Raw genomic sequence first — 15,799 nt, 5'->3', positions numbered from 1 at the left:
ATTTGGAACTGTAGGAGCGATAGCGACCGCCTTTGTCACCGGATTTCTACCGCGAAAGCGGTTATAATCAGGAAATTTGGGGACAACAGCGGCCGAAAGTCCAAATGTTCACCGTAGTGACGAATATGCTTCAAGTTCAAATCTTAAGTGCGCCTTATATAGAAGTTCAATAAGACTATGATGTGGAGGCGAGATTATGACATTTGCACTGAGATCAGGGTTCATGGCAGTGTTGGGAATCGTGTTGGTTTCTTCGGTAGCGGGTGGTTCCCTTCCCTTGCCGGCCCAGGCCGAGGAGGGGAGCAATCCCCCATTTGAGACCGAAGTGATTGTACGGACCGTGAACCAGTTCAAGAACATGGCGGATGTCCAGAATTTCATCAGTCTGTCCACCAGCTACGGGGTCGATGTCATCAGCATGAACGTGAAGCAGGATGAAGATGATGAGGTTCCGTCCGGCAGTGTGTTTTATCAGAGTGATATCGCGCCCATTGCCCAGGGCTACCAGAATTTCGATGCCCTGCAGGCTGTCATTACGGCAGCTCATGCCGCAGGAATCAAGGTTCATGCCTGGATTCCCCAGTTCCATGACCAGCAGGCCTTCCTGGCTCACGATGAATGGCAGATGCAGGCACTGGTGGACGGGGTTCAGACTCCGTTTACAGGCTCTAACGGCAATGAATATTTCGTCAATCCAATTCATCATGAAGTGCAGCAGTATGAGCGTTCCATCATTCAGGAAGTGATTGAGAATTATGATGTAGACGGCGTTGTGCTGGACTGGATCCGCTTCGACAATTACAACATGGACGTCAGTGATTATACGGTTGCAAAGTATCAGGCGGAGTTCGGGTATTCGCCGCTCAGCATTGACTTTGATACGGATTCGCCGCAGCGTCAGCAGTGGAACGAATGGAGAACCGAACAAATTGGACAGTATGTAGGCGATATCCGTGAGGATATTTCCGCATCCTCGAATCCGGATGTGCAGCTTGGTGTGTATATTTTGCCGCCGGAATTTACAGAGGTTGGACAGAATGTAGCCAAGTTCAAGGACGAGATCGATTTTGTCGCACCGATGGCGTACTTTGATGACTGGGAGTTCAACAGTGATTGGGTATACAGCACTTCCTACGGCATCCTGAAGGATACGAGCGACCGGATCAGCGGCAGTGCTGCGGACATCGTAGCCACCTTGGATAATGACTGGACCGATGATCAATATCAGGAGGTCTACAAAGGCATCCGCGAGAATTATCCGGACGTGAAGCGCCTGGCGTTCTTTGCCTACGGGGCCTGGCCGGAAGATGAGCTGGCGAACATCCATGAACGTGAGACCTGGCCGACACCAGGCTGGACGGCTCCGGTAGAGCAAGACTATCCGGCCCAGCTGCCCGCTGTGTGGAAGGCGCGGAATATCGGTTCCATGCCGGGGAACGCCACCTACAATGCTTCCAATAAGCAATTTACACTCAGCAGCAGCTCGACGGATATTTGGGGGAATGCGGATCAGCTGAATTATATATACCAGCCCGTGAGCGGCAATGCGGAGATTGTTGTTAAGGTGCAGTCCACCAGCTGGCTGGACGGCTGGGCCAAGGCCGGCATTATGATCCGGGAATCGCTGGGCCATAATTCCAGGCACGCGGATATGATGCTTACCCCCGGGAATGGGGCGACCTTCCAGTATCGTGCTGAAACCGCAGGCGATATGACCGACCATACTGCGGCCGCCTCGGCTCCGAAATGGCTGAAGCTGACCAGAACCGGAAATACGTTCAAAGGGTCGATTTCGGCAAACGGGAGCAGCTGGCAGACAGTCGGAACGGTTCAGATCCCCATGAAACGCAAGGTGTATATCGGCATAGCCCTCAGCAATCCGGGGAATGATTCGCGGGGCAAGGCCGTGTTTGGAAATGTGAAGGTTACGGATTAAGCCTAAGCCTGAGAGCCGGGAGAACCAATATGAGCTATATAGTGAGGCTGAAGGAGGCGTGAATATGACTATGCCGCTACGGGAACGGCAGTATTACTTCCGGGACTACTACGATCAGGGTGAGGAGCTGGTGCTGGAAGGGCAGCAGCTGAGAATCGGGCTGACTTCAAAGTTCTCCATGATCCAGAAGTGGGAGTGGCCGCTTGCTGCGGATGGCCCTATTGTAATTATTGAACCGCCGCAAGAAGGAGAGGCACCCGCAACGGGCAATGCCACGCTGGAGCTTGAATATGAGGGATCGCTTAAGGCGGATGGCTACCGGCTGGACATCCGTATGGACGGCAAAATTACAATAGCTGCCTCCAATAAGAGAGGACTAAGGTATGGGATGGATGCTCTGCACCGGCTGCTGAGTATAGATGAAGGTAAGTGCCGGTTGCCTGTGGCTACAATTCACGATGAGCCTTCTTTTCCAGTCCGCGGCATTATTGAAGGTTTCTATGGCACGCCGTGGAGCTTTGATGACCGGATAGATGCTGTGCGCTATATGGCGGCTCACCGCATGAACGCCTTCATGCATGCTCCCAAGGATGATCCCTATCACCGTGAGCTGTGGCGTGAGCCTTATCCTGAGGCTATGTTTGACCAGATTCGTGAGCTGAAGCAGGAATGTGATGCCCAGCTGGTGGACTTCTATTATTGCATTAGTCCGGGGAACGATCTGCAGTTTCGCAGTGAAGATGATTTTTCCAGTCTGGAAGCGAAGCTGAGAGCGATGATCGCCATCGGTGTCCGGCATTTCGCCCTGCTGATGGACGACATCGACTACGCATTGTCAGGGGAGAATCTCCATTACCTGGAGCGCTCCGGATTGGCGCACGCCTATGTGGCAAACCGTGTCTATGACTATTTAAGCCGTCAATTGCAGAAGGTTACTCTGGTGATGTGCCCCTCAGAATACTGGTCTAACTGGGATACCGAATATAAGCGGGATATCCGCGAGAAGCTGCATACGGATATCAGGATATTCTGGACCGGCTCTTCCGTCTTTGCCCGGCAAGTCGGAAGCAGGGATGCACGGAATAATTACAGCTATTACGGACATGAGCTGTGGCTGTGGGACAACATCCCCGTTAATGATGCCGACTACGACCGGCTGTTTCTGGACCCGGTTCGCGGACGTTATTCGCAGCTTGGTCAGACCGGACATCAGGCAGTGGTAGCGAATCCGATGATTCAATGGGAATGCTCCAAGATTACGCTGAATACAATGGCCCACTACATGTGGAACAGTGAGCGTTATATGCCGGAGCTTTCCTGGGAGCTGTCGGTCCGGGAATTCGCCGGAGAGCTGGCAGAGGATATGATGTTCTTCTGCAGCCAGAATCTAAATAGCCAGCTCTATAGCGGCGGGTATGAGGAACTTAAAGTGGCCTTGCAGAGAAAAGATATCCACTGGCTTGACGCGTATTTCGACCGCCTGGAGAGCGTCTCCTACCGGTTACTTGAAATGGAGAATTCCAAGTTTAAGGAAGAGGCAGGGCCCTGGCTGCAAAGAGCTCTGGCGGATGTAGAGCTGTGGAGAGCCTTGCGGCAGAAGGTTGCCGGGACGCCTCTGCCCGGAGCCGATGAAGAATTGCGTAAGCGGGCAGAAGCTTGTCAGGCCTTTGAGGTCCGGCTGGGGAGTGATCCGGCCTGGAGAGCCGCCGAGGCCTGGGGATTTGCTGCCAGGGAAGGAAAGAACGGATACCGGCTGACGTTGGATGCGGAGGCTGGAATATAATCGGCAGAGCACAATATCGCCAGAGCACAGTGCCAAGCAGAAACGTAATAAGCCGTGCGTAAACGGCTCCCCTGTCTGATCAAGCTTGCGGAGCTGGAAATATAGCGGCCGTGCTTCAGACGACACATTTAAGCCTTCCCTTACCCTTCGGGTGGGGGAGGGTTTTTGGTATTTGAATTTTTGTAAGGTGGAAAGTGAATGAAATCACAATCTATTTTTAACGGAGTGGTAAATTAAAGCTATCAAGTTAATCCGGGAGGATCTGTTATGACCAGATATGAACAACAAAGAAATTTTCTGAAATCGAATTTTCATGAATTCAAACATATTAAAACAGACAAGATCAAAGGAATTGCCCAGCCGCCAATTGTTAAGCCGTTTGATCCGGAATCACTAATTATTGATCTGCCGAAGGTTAGCAGAGACGTAGTGAGTAAAGACAATATCTTTGATTGTATCGGGCAAAGAAGAAGTACACGCTTCTATTCTGCCGACACTTTGAGTCTGGAGGAGTTATCCTATTTATTATGGGCGACCCAAGGGATCACCGGCATGAGCAAGAACGGGCTTACGCTGCGGACCGTGCCCTGCAGTGGGGCGACACACACCTTTGAAACCTATTTAATGATTATGCGGGTAGAGGGCATTCCGCAAGGGATCTACAGATACCTCCCGGTGGAGCATAAGCTCCTATTTATGTTTGAATTAGATCAGCTGGAACAGAAGATTGATGCGATCACTTTGGATCAGCCCTTTGTCCCTAACTTTGCCCGCAAGGCTTCCGTGCTGTTTGCCTGGAGTACCACACCCTACCGCTCCGAATGGAAATATGATATTTCCGCCCACAAAAAAATCCTCATCGATGTAGGACATGTCTGCCAGAACCTGTATTTAGCCAGCGAATCCATTGGTGCAGGTGCCTGCGCCATTGGTATCTATGATCAGAAGCTGATTGATGGGGTATTGGAGTTAGACGGTGATGAGGAGTTTGTTATCTATCTTGGCGCAGTGGGGAAGAAACGGGAATAGCTGCCTTGGCGATTTGAATGCGGATAAAGATTTTAGAAATTTCCTGGGCTATTTTGAGCTTACAACGGAAACATCCCTAAAATATCTACTGGATCATGAACTTGATAAAACAGAAGATAAAAATTACTGTGAGGAAATTGAAGACTTTTTAAATAGTCCAAAGGTTATTCATTTCAAAATGAATATAAGCCGTTTATTAAGTGATATTGGAGCTGATAAACTATGCCGGATATTAAAAAACTGGATTGGATCACCGCCAAAGTAAATGATTTTACAGTTAATGATCTGAAGTTCATTACGGATTTCAGATATTGGGTTGAAGTGGATACGGTGCAGCTGTTTGATGAATACAATACTCCCATGCTGCTGATCAACTTTATTTTAATGTCTAAAGGGGATAAAGGAACATATAAGGTCACTATTCATTTCAAAAAAGTAGGGAGCCTTCAACTAGCTGCTGGAGGAGCAGTAATCCAATTAAGCTGGTTTGAGATTTTGAATATTTCGGATAGGGGCTGGGAATCGGTTAAATATCTTGTCAGGGATTTTGAGAATGAGGACCGGTTTAACTTCTATTGTGATGACATTGAAGTCATTGCTATTGAGGAAATCGATTGGATTATCGGCTAGATGTTATCATAAAGGCAATCTGGGTAATGCAGATATGTTAATCACATCCTACCGGCAGTAATGTTGTACATATTGCAACTCTGAGGTCTAGATATCAGGGTATTTCATAGGATTGTTGTATAAAATGCAAGAATTATTCCGTTAAGCCGCGTGAAGGAAGAGAAATCCTGCCTTTTGTACAACAATCCTGGATTATGGCCGAGATGAGTGGGAAAAGTTGTATTTTGTGCAGGATTCTCAAAAGTAAGTGAGAGGGAGGTTTGTGGGCCCCTATCTATTCTCAATAATATATTGAAGATAGTCTGCTGCGCTCTGATTGATTGCTTCATCACCCGCCTGAAAGGAGGCTCCGAAGACGGCGAAATTGGGTAATGCGATCGCACCCACATGTCTTGCGCTGGCTTTAAACGGGGCTATCACCTCATCTACAGTAAAAGCAACGGAACCGGCAGGCAGGTAATTTTCCTGCTTATCCCCAATGGACATAGCTATCCCCAGCTTCTTTCCTCTCAGCTTATTCCCGTTTGAACCATACGCCCAGCCGTGAGTGAGGACGTCATCCAGCCATTTTTTCAGTAAAGGCGGGTAGCTATACCAATATAAAGGGAATTGAAAAATAATATGGCTATGTGCTTCGAGTAAACCTTGCTCTTTCGGAACATCAATGCTCCAGTCCGGATACTCCTTGTAAAGCTCATGGACCGTAACTTCCTCTGGATGCTGCAGCAGCTCCTGTTTCCATCTTTTATTTACTCTTGAATTCTCAATATTAGGGTGTGCTAAGATCACAAGGGTTTTCATATTTAATCACCTTTCCGGCGGATATTGGTTTTGTGCAGCTGTTTATATTATTTTGGAAGCCTGTAAAAATGTAAATACACACAATAAAGTAACATGGTTACCTCAAAGTGTGCATTGGACTCCGGATCGTTATATGGCATGATAGAAATCATAAGATAAGATAGGCTAAATTAATTAGGGTGTGATGAGGTGGCTGGTATGAAAGAATATTATTTAGGCATAGAAGCAACGCTTGAAATTCTCGGAGGAAAGTGGAAAGCGTTAATCATATGTAATCTAATGTCGGGTAAGAAACGGACAAGTGAATTACAGCGCAGTATCCCGGGCATCTCGCAAAAGGTTCTGATCCAGCAGCTCCGCGAACTTGAAAGGGACGGAATGATCGGCAGACAGGTTTATAATCAAATGCCGCCCAAAGTTGAATATTATATAACGGAATATGGAACTACAGCCAATGGAATTATTGACGTAATGTGTTCATGGGGCAGAGCCAACATTGCAATCAGACAGCAGCAGGGTGAAGATGTGGTGTTGCTGGAAAATAATCCGGACGATGAGTAAACCTGCGTTGCATCACTATATAGAATGCCGCCATTGACAATAGTTTGATGTCAAACTATAATCCGTGTATGGAAACTAGAGATGTGATTTCACTGATCTCCAAGATCAGAGAGAAGGTTAACCGGTTCATTGTTGCAGAGATGGTGAAGCAGGGGCTGGAAGGTATCGGCACTTCGCACGGGGACATTATTTATGCGCTGCTGCAGAAGCCGAGGCTTACTATGGCAGAGATCTCCGCCAAAATTAATAAAGACAAATCGACCGTCACGGCACTGGTTGATAAGCTGGTGCGGCTTGGCATGGTGACGAAGGAAAGGGAGAAGGAGGACACCAGGTTTGTGTACGTTGCTCTGACGGGGAAGGGGAGGGAGCTGGAAACAGTTTTTGAGGCGATATCCGCAGACATGCTGGAGCAGTTTTACCTCAATGTCACCGAACAGGAGAAGGAAGCGCTGCTGGGCATTCTAATTAAAATCAATAACAACTTTTAAAAAAAATATATTATATAGTTTGATATCAAACTAAAATTCAAAGGAGGAAGTACTTGTGAGAGATTACACGACAGAATTGCCGCCGCATACAGAGAAATACATCGGAGAGAACGATCTGTATCTGCAGATATTTGCAGGAAGGAACCTCCCGGAAGACGCTGACCGCAGGCCTCCTTTACTGTTCGTGCATGGTGCCTTTACCGGAAGCTGGATGTGGAGCAAATACATTCCCCATTTTATCCGTGAAGGATGGACCTGTTATGTCATGAATCTGAGAAGCCATTACAGAAGCCGGGTGCTGGATATGACGGAGATAACCTTCGGGGACTATCTGGAGGATATAAGCGAGGTTATCGCTGAGTGCGGGGCTCCGCCTATTGTGATCGGGTTCAGCATGGGCGGGATTCTGAGCCAAAAGCTGGCGGAAACAGCAGAACTAGCCGGGCTTGTGCTGATCGATTCAAGTATTTGTAAGGAGGTTCATGATAGGGTGCCTTACCGGGATATCGTCCGGACACAACCAGGCCTCGTAGTGCCTGCCCCGGTTCGAGAGGAGCTGACGGGCATAGATGAATCGGCAGAGGATGTGGCTTTTCAAAGAAAGTACCTGACTATGGAGTCCTCCAAGGCGTTTAGCGCTTTTTCTTATCATTACGGTGCAGAGGGAATCCCAGTAGACAGCCGGTCTATTACTTGCTCTTGTCTGGTTATCCATGCTGTTAACAGTGCGGAGGACGACCGCCGGGGCAAAGTGAACGCAGAGCATTTCCATGCAGACTATAAAGGCCTGTGGAACACCACGCATACCGGGTTACTCGTAGGGCAGCGGTATGTGGAAGCAGTGCAGATTGTTCTGGAGTGGTTAAAAGGATTGACACGCAACTCCCCAGGGGTGATACTACCTGTAAATGTTGAAGATAGCTTTATACCTTAGAATACAGGCGGGATGCTATATTGAATACCAAACCCCAAACTGCGGTCATTTGGGCGATCCTCGCGGCTGCACTATATGCAATCAGCACGCCGGTATCTAAAGAGCTATTAAAGGAAGTTCCGCCAACAATGATGGCTGCGCTTCTGTATCTGGGTGCTGGTATGGGGATGTCGGTCATCAGTTGGTTTCGTTCCAGAAGAGAAGTAGCGAAGAGGGAAATGCGGCTGACCAGGCAAGAGCTGCCTTTTACAGCCGGGATGGTTGTCTTGGATATCGCCGCTCCTATCTTCCTGATGATCGGATTAACGGTGACAACACCTGCAACGGTCTCACTCCTCAATAACTTTGAGATTGTCGCAACCGCGCTGATTGCCCTTCTGCTGTTCAAGGAGTCGATCAATTCAAGATTGTGGCTGGCGGTTATCCTCATTACAGCTGCCAGTATGATTCTCTCTGTCGAGGATTTCGGCAGTATCTCATTATCGTGGGGTTCAATATTTGTGCTGCTTGCAGCTGTCTGCTGGGGACTTGAGAATAATCTGACCTCCAAGCTGTCCGCCAAAGACCCATTACAGGTTGTAGTGATTAAAGGATTTGGTTCAGGGTTAGGCTCACTTGTCATCTCACTCATTCTTGGAGAAACTACAGATCGCATCGGGTATATCTTTGCTGCGTTGCTGCTGGGATTTGTTGCTTATGGACTGAGCATCTATTCGTACATATATGCACAGCGGTATCTTGGAGCGGCGAAGACAAGCGCTTATTATGCCATTTCTCCCTTTATAGGAGTGCTGCTGTCACTGATCATGTATTTCGATTTACCGTCCTTTTCGTTTATTATGGCACTAATCATTATGATCGCTGGTACTTATTTTGCCTCTACGGACCGTAAGGGGACACGGAATAAATAAAAGGCCGCATGAACCGGATGATCCGGTTACTTGCGGCCTTTTTAGTGTGGATTTTTAAGTGTGGCTATAGTTCAATCTATATACATCCGGTTAGATTAATGGAATTTGACAGTTTTGATCCGTGATTCCTGTTCGTAAGTAAGCGGGCTTGGCGTTTGCGGGGTGTGCAAATGGCGCTCTACGCTGTATTCCATTTTCCGGTAGTCTTCTTCTCCCGAAGCCATCCCAGGCTGCCACATTCCGGTTACCCAATTTTTCAGTTCCTTAATTCCTGCCAGCATTGCATTCATCCTCCTTGGCGATGAAATCCGATGGTAAATAGGGTTTCAATCACTTTTGTTTACGCTTTCATTATAGCATGGATCAGTTAGGAATCAAAGGTGTGTCCGTGTGAAATAGACAATAAAAGAGTACAAAGTGTGAATTAGAAAGGGTTTGTGCTTCTTGAAGGGAACTGTGTCCTTGTGGGAGAGACAATTGGTCAATGAGGAATGGTAAAAGAAAAAGCGACTGCCGGAAATGGCAGTCGCTTGCAGCAAATTCCTGTAGGGAGAGCTTATTTGATACGTTTCAATGCGGCTTCCTGATCTATAGAACGCCGGGCCAGTATGTCCAGTGTAGCATCATGTAAGGTCAATGTTTTGTCTATCCGCTCCAGAGTGTCCCGGGTTGCACTGACTTCAGCATTGACTTCAGATACAACCTGCTGGATCAGTGGGATCAGCTTCGTGTCTTCTTTGATGCTGTCAATATCAGCCTTCATTGTGCCAAGCTCAGACTTAACCTCGCTCAGGTCAGATTTCATTCCCTGTAATTCCGTAAGAATCTGTTGCAGAATCGGATCGCTCATCGTCACAGCTCCTCAAATATAGATTACATCAGAAGCGGGCTCTTTGGATTATGTTTAATTATTATAGCATAAGCCGGGGGGACAGGCCGAGGAAAAAGAGCAAACTGGCTGAAGCGCGGCATTCCTGCCTGGAACAAAGAAAATCTCTAATTATGAGTGTTTTTTACACTAATAATTGGGATATTTACCAATCGGCAAAGATGCTATATTGATTTTGGTAAGCGGTTGCATAAAAATTCCGAAGCTGATTTTATGCATCAGCCGATTACAACAAACCGGGAGGAATAAACGATCCATGCCAAAAAAGAAATCGTTTCTGTCATTCATCTTCACCGCGGTCTTGCTGCTCGCTATGGTCACACCGATGGTCTCTGCTGCAACGGAAGAACAGGCGCCACAGGAGCAGGCAGCCGTAGCTGCCGCTGCATCCACAGGTCTTCAATCCTACGTAGATGCCATGCAGCCGGGATGGAATCTGGGCAATTCACTGGATGCGACCGGAGCCGATGAGACTTCCTGGGGCAACCCGGCCGTCACACAGGCTCTAATCAAGAAAATTGCTGCCCAAGGCTATAAGAGCATCCGGATTCCCGTGACCTGGGATGTACATACGGGAGCGGCTGCCCCGTATACAGTGGATGCGGCTTATTTGTCACGTGTCCAGCAGGTTGTTGATTGGGCAGTAGCAGAGAATCTGTATGTCATGATCAACGTTCATCATGATTCCTGGCTGTGGATCAGCAAAATGGAGCAGCAGCATGATCTGGTGCTGGCCCGTTATAAGGCGGTCTGGACGCAAATTGCCAACCGCTTCAAGGGATATTCCAGCAAGCTGATGTTCGAGAGCGTGAATGAGCCGCGTTTCACCGATGGCGGAACGACGGATGAGGCCAAGGCGATTCAGATGCTGGATGAGCTGAATGTGGCTTTCCATGGCATCGTCAGAGCCTCCGGCGGGAATAATGCCACCCGTCCGCTGGTGCTGTCCACGCTGGAAGCTTCACCGACGCAGACCCGGATGGATGCCCTGTACCAGACCATCACCAGGCTGAACGACTCCAATCTGATCGCAACCGTACACTATTACGGATTTTGGCCGTTCAGTGTCAATATTGCGGGATATACCAGATTCGAGACCGATACCCAGAACGATATCGTGACTACTTTTAATAATGTCTATAACACCTTTACGGCCAAAGGCATTCCCGTTATTGTGGGCGAGTATGGGCTGCTCGGTTTTGACAAGAATACAGGTGTGATCGAGCAGGGGGAGAAGCTGAAGTTTTTCGAATATCTGGCTTATTATCTGAAGTCTAAGCAAATTACACCGATGCTGTGGGACAATGGCCAGCATTTCGGCCGCACTTCCTTCCAGTGGTCCGATCCGCAGCTTTACAATATGATGAAGGCCAGCTGGACCGGCCGTTCGTCCACTGCTGAAAGCGATCTCATTCATTTGAAAAAGGGTGCCGCAGCCAAGGATGTGACGGTTAAGCTGAATCTGAACGGCAATACGCTCTCTTCAATTCTATACGGTAGCCAGCAGCTGGTGCAGGGAACAGATTATACCCTAAGCGGTGACCAGCTGACGTTCAAAGCAGCGAAGCTCACCAGCCTGACTTCTTCCGGTAAGCTTGGCGTCAATGCAGTTTTGACGGCCCGCTTCAACAAAGGAGCGGATTGGAATTTTAACGTAATTCTCTATAATACGCCAAAGTTAAGCAGCGTTCAGGGAACAGCCAGTGCTTTTAAAATACCGGCTGTGTTCAATGGCGATACTCTCGCTACTATGGAAGCCGTATATGCTTCAGGAGGGAATGCCGGCCCGCAAAACTGGACGTCTTATAAAGAATTTGCTTATACGTTTACGCCTTCCTATACCACGGGTGAAATCAGTCTGCTGCCGGAGTTCTTCAATGAAGTGAACAATGGTGACGTGATCCTGAAGTTCCATTTCTGGAGCGGCGAAGTCGTGAATTACAAGATCACCAAGAACGGAACGAGCGTTACCGGTACGGCAATGTAGATGTAGCACAAGCAGAAGATGTACATGAAAGCCTTCTTTTATCCTGCGGGATGGAAGAAGGCTTTTTATTGCGGCAGCCTTAAATATCCAAGAAAATCTTGGGGATACTATACCAAACGAACGGGGAAGGAGGGCATCTATGGAACCGGACACACAGAATATTCCTACGCTGCGGCATATTCTTGATGAATTCGATCAGTGTGCGGATCTCAGCCACCGGCGCTTTCCTGAACTCTCCGCCGATATTGTGTATTTCCCGCATACGGTGGATAACAACCTGCTAATCCAGGAAATATTGCTGCCCTTTGACCGGCTTCAGGCGGATGGGCTGGATAAGTTGTTCCTCCAGTCCCAATTTGTTGAGACAAGGGAGTCCAAAGCCGTGGTGGTCGGCATACTGGAGGGCTGTGTAGCTGTCTTCCACGGGGAAGCTGTCTACTTACTGGACGCCTACGGCCCGGAAGGCCGCAGTGTACAGCAGTCGGAAACGGAGACGGTAATTGCCGGCCCTCATGATGCCTTCGTGGAATCCGCTCCTACGAACCTGAGCTTAATCCGCCGCCGGATCAAAAGCTCGCATCTGAAAATTATCCGGTGTGAGATCGGAGAAATTTCCAAAACAACTGTGTACATCCTTTATATCAAGGATATTGCCAATCTTAAATATGTCCAGGATCTGCAGAACCGGATCAACCGGATTGAGACAGATGCGATTAATGACGGCGGGACGCTTACCCAGTTCATTGAAGATATGCCGAATTCGGTGTTCCCGCAGTTTCTGACTACGGAAAGACCTGATGTGGCTGTGTCGAAGCTGGCGGCCGGGCGGATCATCACCATCGTTGACAATAGTCCGACAGCGATCAGTGCGCCCTCCTCCTTTTTTGAATTCTTCTCATCACCGGATGATTACTACCAGCGCTGGGCACTGGGGACGGCACTGCGGCTGCTCCGGTTTCTGGCTCTTGTAATAACGATATCATTCACGGCGATGTATGTATCGGTAACTACCTTTCATTACGAGATGATTCCCGAAGCGCTGCTCCGAACGTTGGCGGAATCACGGAACAGGGTGCCGTTTCCTCCTGTTTATGAAGCGCTGCTGATGGAAATCATGATCGAGCTGCTGCGGGAAGCCGGAGCGCGCCTGCCAACCAAGATTGGACAGACGATCGGGATCGTGGGCGGGATTGTGATTGGTCAAGCGGCTGTACAGGCTGGCCTGACAAGTAATGTGCTTATTATCGCAGTAGCCTCATCTGCCATTGCCTCTTTTGTGATTCCCAGCTATATGATGAGCGCCTCTATCCGCCTGATCCGCTTCGGAATCATAATACTCACCGGAATATGGGGCAATATTGGACTTGTAATGGGTATAGCCCTGATCGTAATTCATTTATCCAACCTGACGAGTCTGGGTTCGTCCTATCTGACCCCTATTGCTCCAATGAAGACGGGAGACTGGAAGGATGTGTTTATCCGTGCTCCTTTCTCGAAGCTGAGCAGCCGTCCGTCCCAGAGTAAGACCATGAATTCCATCAGGCAAAAAAACAAAAAGTAGGAGTGGACGTTATGCCCGAAAAGCTGCGCCCCTTTCATATTGCCGTTCTAATGCATATGACCCAATCCGGAATTGTGATCTTCACATTGCCCCGCAATCTGGCCGACTATTTCGGTACCAACGGATGGCTTTTTCTGGTGCCGTGTATCGTAGTCTCTACCTTCAATATCTATTTAATTTCACTGGTCTTCCGGCTTGGCCAAGGGAGGTCTGTATTTGAGATTATGGAGCAGACAATTCCAAGGCCGGTGCTGTATCCCTTTTATGGCGGCCTGGCTGCGGTCTGGCTTGTTTTTGGCTGCATGATCGGCAAGAAATACGTACTAATCTTCCAAATGCTGTCCTTCCCGACAACGAATCCCATGGTGTTCAAGCTGGCTGTGGACATTCTGGCCTTTCTGATGATTACCAAAGGAATCTATTCCATCTCCAAAGCGGCAACGCTGTTCTTCTGGCTGTCTGCCTGGATGTATCTGCTCATGCTGTGGTTTTTTCCGGCGTTCCGCTGGGAACGCCTGACTCCGTTTATTCTCAAAGGCGGGCATAATCAGTTCAAAGGAGCGATGGAGATCTATTCCGCTTTTCTCGGTTACGAATTATCGATACTGCTGTTCCCTTACGTGAACAAGAACAAAAAGGCTATGGCGGGCGTCTATGCGGGAAATCTCTATTTAGCTGTGCTGTATATCTCGCTGGCGATCATCTGCTTCGGGTTCTTCAGTCTGGGGCAATTGAAAAAACTGCTCTATCCCTTGCTTGATTTGCTGGCGTATATCCAATTTCCGTTTATAGAGAGGCTGGAGAATCTGCTGTACGGGCTGTTTCTGTTCCCGGTTCTGGTCACTGTTGTAATGTACTGGTGGGCGGCACAAGAGTCGGTACGAAGAATGCTCCCCAGGATAAAACTATCCGTGCTCTCTTTCTTACTGATTGCGATTTCCTACAGTATCTCTTTTATTCCGAAGACACTGGATGCAGTGGGGGTCTGGATCACTAACCTGGGGTATGCGGTGACCGGGATTGCTTTCGGGTTTCCTGTACTATTGCTTCTATTGCTGCTGATTCAGCGGAAAGGGGGAGAGGTCCGTGCATAGACAGAATTATAGCTTGGCAAGGTTGTCCCTGATTCTATTGCTTCTGCTTCCTCTGCTGCTGACCGGATGCAAAAGCGACGAGAGAATCCTGGAGAAGCTGGGCCTGGTGCAGACGGCGAGCTATGATCTTGCAGAGAATAACAGGATCAAAGTTACCTCCTGCGTCCCGGTCATTGACCCGGATTCCTCCGCACGCCGTGAGCTGTTGTCTACTGTCTCGGATAGCATTAAGGAAGCGAGAATCATGTTCTCCAGACAGACGGATTTGACGGTTGTCAGCGGGCAGCTCAGAGATGCATTGTTTGGTCTGAAGCTGGCCAAAGCCGGACTCGGGGATTACATTGATACCCTGCTGCGTGATCCCTCTATAGCCCTTGGCGTCAAGGTTACAATTATTAACGGGGATGCCGGAAGATATATCAATCACCTGCTGGAGAAAGAGGCGGCCGGCAACAGCATTCCCAATACCACTCTGTATGAATTCTCCCGTGACTATAATGACGATGGCATAGATCCGGTGGCACCGATAGTAAAGGATAGCGGGGACAAAGCCGTTATTGACGGCATTGCCTTGTTTCAGGAGGACCGTTACAGAATGAAGATTCCGGCTCAAGACGGGATCTTCTTCGGGCTGTTCCGTGATGACCTGAGGCAAGGGGAGGCCGCTCTCCATTTGGGGGAAGAGGATGGCCGGCCGGTGGTAGTGATGTTCAGTTCATTATTGAATTCACGCAAGGTGAAGGTTCATCGTCTGGGGCCCGGCCGGTTCAAAGTCGAGCTTCTGGCGAATATCCAGGGCTCCGTGCTTGAATATACCGGACACCATTATCTGAATAAGGCCGGGGTAAGACAACAGCTGGAGCGGGATATCGCAGACGTAATTATGGCCAAAGCTAAAGAAATGGTGTCGCAAATGCAGCAGCATAACGTGGATAGTCTCGGAATCGGGATACAGATAAGGAATACTCTGAGCTATAAAGAGTGGAATCAAATGAATTGGCGGGAGGTTTATCCGCAGGTGGAGATAGAGTGCAAGGCCAAGGTGACAATCAAGGATTACGGGAAATACATGTAGGCACTACCCTGATTATTTCAATTTATAAATATACAAAATAGGGCAATGGGTGTAAAATTGCATTACTTAGGTCTTCCCGGCGAGCAGAATAGCATGGATATACAGAGAAACGGGTGC

Annotated in this window: 16 protein-coding genes; 13 read left to right on the top strand and 3 right to left on the bottom strand. The window is 48.6% G+C overall.

The window, feature by feature from the left end:
* The first annotated feature begins 196 nt into the window (after nt 1–196).
* From GC101_RS20345 to GC101_RS20325, 5 genes are all read left to right on the top strand, one after another.
* Nucleotides 197–1,936, top strand: coding sequence for a family 10 glycosylhydrolase (locus tag GC101_RS20345; RefSeq protein WP_171718736.1), 1,740 nt, complete (start codon nt 197–199; stop codon nt 1,934–1,936).
* 64 nt (nt 1,937–2,000) lie between these two features.
* Entirely contained in the window at nt 2,001–3,719 is a 1,719-nt protein-coding gene (locus GC101_RS20340; RefSeq protein WP_171718735.1) for a glycoside hydrolase family 84 protein, read from the top strand.
* A 267-nt stretch (nt 3,720–3,986) separates the two neighbouring features.
* On the top strand, nt 3,987–4,748 hold the full coding sequence (locus GC101_RS20335; RefSeq protein WP_171718734.1) for a SagB/ThcOx family dehydrogenase: 762 nt from the start codon (nt 3,987–3,989) through the stop codon (nt 4,746–4,748).
* The gene (locus GC101_RS20330; protein WP_171718733.1) at nt 4,720–5,013 is read left to right on the top strand and encodes a hypothetical protein; all 294 of its coding nucleotides are present in this window, start codon (nt 4,720–4,722) and stop codon (nt 5,011–5,013) included. The genes GC101_RS20335 and GC101_RS20330 overlap by 29 nt, the downstream gene beginning before the upstream one ends.
* A complete protein-coding gene (locus GC101_RS20325; RefSeq protein WP_171718732.1) occupies nt 4,971–5,378 on the top strand; it encodes a hypothetical protein in 408 nt (135 codons plus the stop codon). Before GC101_RS20330 ends, GC101_RS20325 begins: the two co-directional genes overlap by 43 nt.
* Nucleotides 5,379–5,648: 270 nt before the next feature.
* On the opposite strand, the gene GC101_RS20320 is transcribed toward GC101_RS20325, so the two are convergent.
* Nucleotides 5,649–6,179 carry an NAD(P)H-dependent oxidoreductase gene (locus GC101_RS20320; protein WP_171718731.1) on the bottom strand — a complete coding sequence of 177 codons (531 nt, stop codon included), beginning with the start codon at nt 6,177–6,179 and terminating at the stop codon, nt 5,649–5,651.
* A 198-nt stretch (nt 6,180–6,377) separates the two neighbouring features.
* On the opposite strand from GC101_RS20320, the gene GC101_RS20315 reads away from it, so the two are divergent.
* The 4 genes from GC101_RS20315 to GC101_RS20300 all read left to right on the top strand — a co-directional run bounded on the left by GC101_RS20315 (nt 6,378) and on the right by GC101_RS20300 (nt 9,076).
* Nucleotides 6,378–6,740, top strand: a complete 363-nt coding sequence (locus GC101_RS20315) for a winged helix-turn-helix transcriptional regulator (protein ID WP_171718730.1) — start codon at nt 6,378–6,380, stop codon at nt 6,738–6,740.
* Between the two features lie 83 nt (nt 6,741–6,823).
* Complete coding sequence (locus GC101_RS20310; protein WP_231575217.1) at nt 6,824–7,231, top strand: MarR family winged helix-turn-helix transcriptional regulator; 408 nt, start codon at nt 6,824–6,826, stop codon at nt 7,229–7,231.
* A gap of 55 nt (nt 7,232–7,286) precedes the next feature.
* Nucleotides 7,287–8,165 carry an alpha/beta fold hydrolase gene (locus tag GC101_RS20305; protein ID WP_171718729.1) on the top strand — a complete coding sequence of 293 codons (879 nt, stop codon included), beginning with the start codon at nt 7,287–7,289 and terminating at the stop codon, nt 8,163–8,165.
* A 20-nt stretch (nt 8,166–8,185) separates the two neighbouring features.
* Nucleotides 8,186–9,076 carry a DMT family transporter gene (locus GC101_RS20300; protein ID WP_171718728.1) on the top strand — a complete coding sequence of 297 codons (891 nt, stop codon included), beginning with the start codon at nt 8,186–8,188 and terminating at the stop codon, nt 9,074–9,076.
* A gap of 95 nt (nt 9,077–9,171) precedes the next feature.
* On the opposite strand, the gene GC101_RS20295 is transcribed toward GC101_RS20300, so the two are convergent.
* Together GC101_RS20295 and GC101_RS20290 are read right to left on the bottom strand one after the other, a co-directional pair.
* Nucleotides 9,172–9,357: a hypothetical protein gene (locus GC101_RS20295; protein WP_039297739.1), complete on the bottom strand. Its 186-nt coding sequence runs from the start codon at nt 9,355–9,357 to the stop codon at nt 9,172–9,174.
* Between the two features lie 275 nt (nt 9,358–9,632).
* A complete protein-coding gene (locus GC101_RS20290) occupies nt 9,633–9,926 on the bottom strand; it encodes a histidine kinase (RefSeq protein ID WP_171718727.1) in 294 nt (97 codons plus the stop codon).
* 295 nt (nt 9,927–10,221) lie between these two features.
* On the opposite strand from GC101_RS20290, the gene GC101_RS20285 reads away from it, so the two are divergent.
* From GC101_RS20285 to GC101_RS20270, 4 genes are all read left to right on the top strand, one after another.
* Nucleotides 10,222–11,952, top strand: coding sequence for a cellulase family glycosylhydrolase (locus GC101_RS20285; RefSeq protein WP_171718726.1), 1,731 nt, complete (start codon nt 10,222–10,224; stop codon nt 11,950–11,952).
* 139 nt (nt 11,953–12,091) lie between these two features.
* Nucleotides 12,092–13,513, top strand: a complete 1,422-nt coding sequence (locus GC101_RS20280) for a spore germination protein (protein WP_076248420.1) — start codon at nt 12,092–12,094, stop codon at nt 13,511–13,513.
* Nucleotides 13,514–13,524: 11 nt separating this feature from the next.
* Nucleotides 13,525–14,607 (top strand): GerAB/ArcD/ProY family transporter, encoded by a 1,083-nt coding sequence (locus tag GC101_RS20275; protein WP_171718725.1) that lies wholly within the window; start codon nt 13,525–13,527, stop codon nt 14,605–14,607.
* A complete protein-coding gene (locus GC101_RS20270; protein WP_171718724.1) occupies nt 14,600–15,682 on the top strand; it encodes a Ger(x)C family spore germination protein in 1,083 nt (360 codons plus the stop codon). Before GC101_RS20275 ends, GC101_RS20270 begins: the two co-directional genes overlap by 8 nt.
* Nucleotides 15,683–15,799 lie beyond the last annotated feature (117 nt).

The organism is Paenibacillus phytohabitans (assembly GCF_013141775.1).
Lineage (GTDB): Bacteria > Bacillota > Bacilli > Paenibacillales > Paenibacillaceae > Paenibacillus_AQ > Paenibacillus_AQ phytohabitans.
Note: the sequence above shows the minus strand (reverse complement) of the source record. Positions and strands in the feature narration are given on the sequence as shown.

Excerpts from the sequence above, each read along its gene's own strand:
- GC101_RS20335 (WP_171718734.1), top strand. The coding sequence starts at position 3,987 with ATGACCAGATATGAACAACAAAGAAATTTTCTGAAATCGAATTTTCAT.
- GC101_RS20340 (WP_171718735.1), top strand. The coding sequence starts at position 2,001 with ATGACTATGCCGCTACGGGAACGGCAGTATTACTTCCGGGACTACTAC.
- GC101_RS20295 (WP_039297739.1), bottom strand. The coding sequence starts at position 9,357 with ATGCTGGCAGGAATTAAGGAACTGAAAAATTGGGTAACCGGAATGTGG.
- GC101_RS20320 (WP_171718731.1), bottom strand. The coding sequence starts at position 6,179 with ATGAAAACCCTTGTGATCTTAGCACACCCTAATATTGAGAATTCAAGA.
- GC101_RS20275 (WP_171718725.1), top strand. The coding sequence starts at position 13,525 with ATGCCCGAAAAGCTGCGCCCCTTTCATATTGCCGTTCTAATGCATATG.
- GC101_RS20345 (WP_171718736.1), top strand. The coding sequence starts at position 197 with ATGACATTTGCACTGAGATCAGGGTTCATGGCAGTGTTGGGAATCGTG.
- GC101_RS20285 (WP_171718726.1), top strand. The coding sequence starts at position 10,222 with ATGCCAAAAAAGAAATCGTTTCTGTCATTCATCTTCACCGCGGTCTTG.
- GC101_RS20315 (WP_171718730.1), top strand. The coding sequence starts at position 6,378 with ATGAAAGAATATTATTTAGGCATAGAAGCAACGCTTGAAATTCTCGGA.
- GC101_RS20280 (WP_076248420.1), top strand. The coding sequence starts at position 12,092 with ATGGAACCGGACACACAGAATATTCCTACGCTGCGGCATATTCTTGAT.
- GC101_RS20325 (WP_171718732.1), top strand. The coding sequence starts at position 4,971 with ATGCCGGATATTAAAAAACTGGATTGGATCACCGCCAAAGTAAATGAT.
- GC101_RS20290 (WP_171718727.1), bottom strand. The coding sequence starts at position 9,926 with ATGAGCGATCCGATTCTGCAACAGATTCTTACGGAATTACAGGGAATG.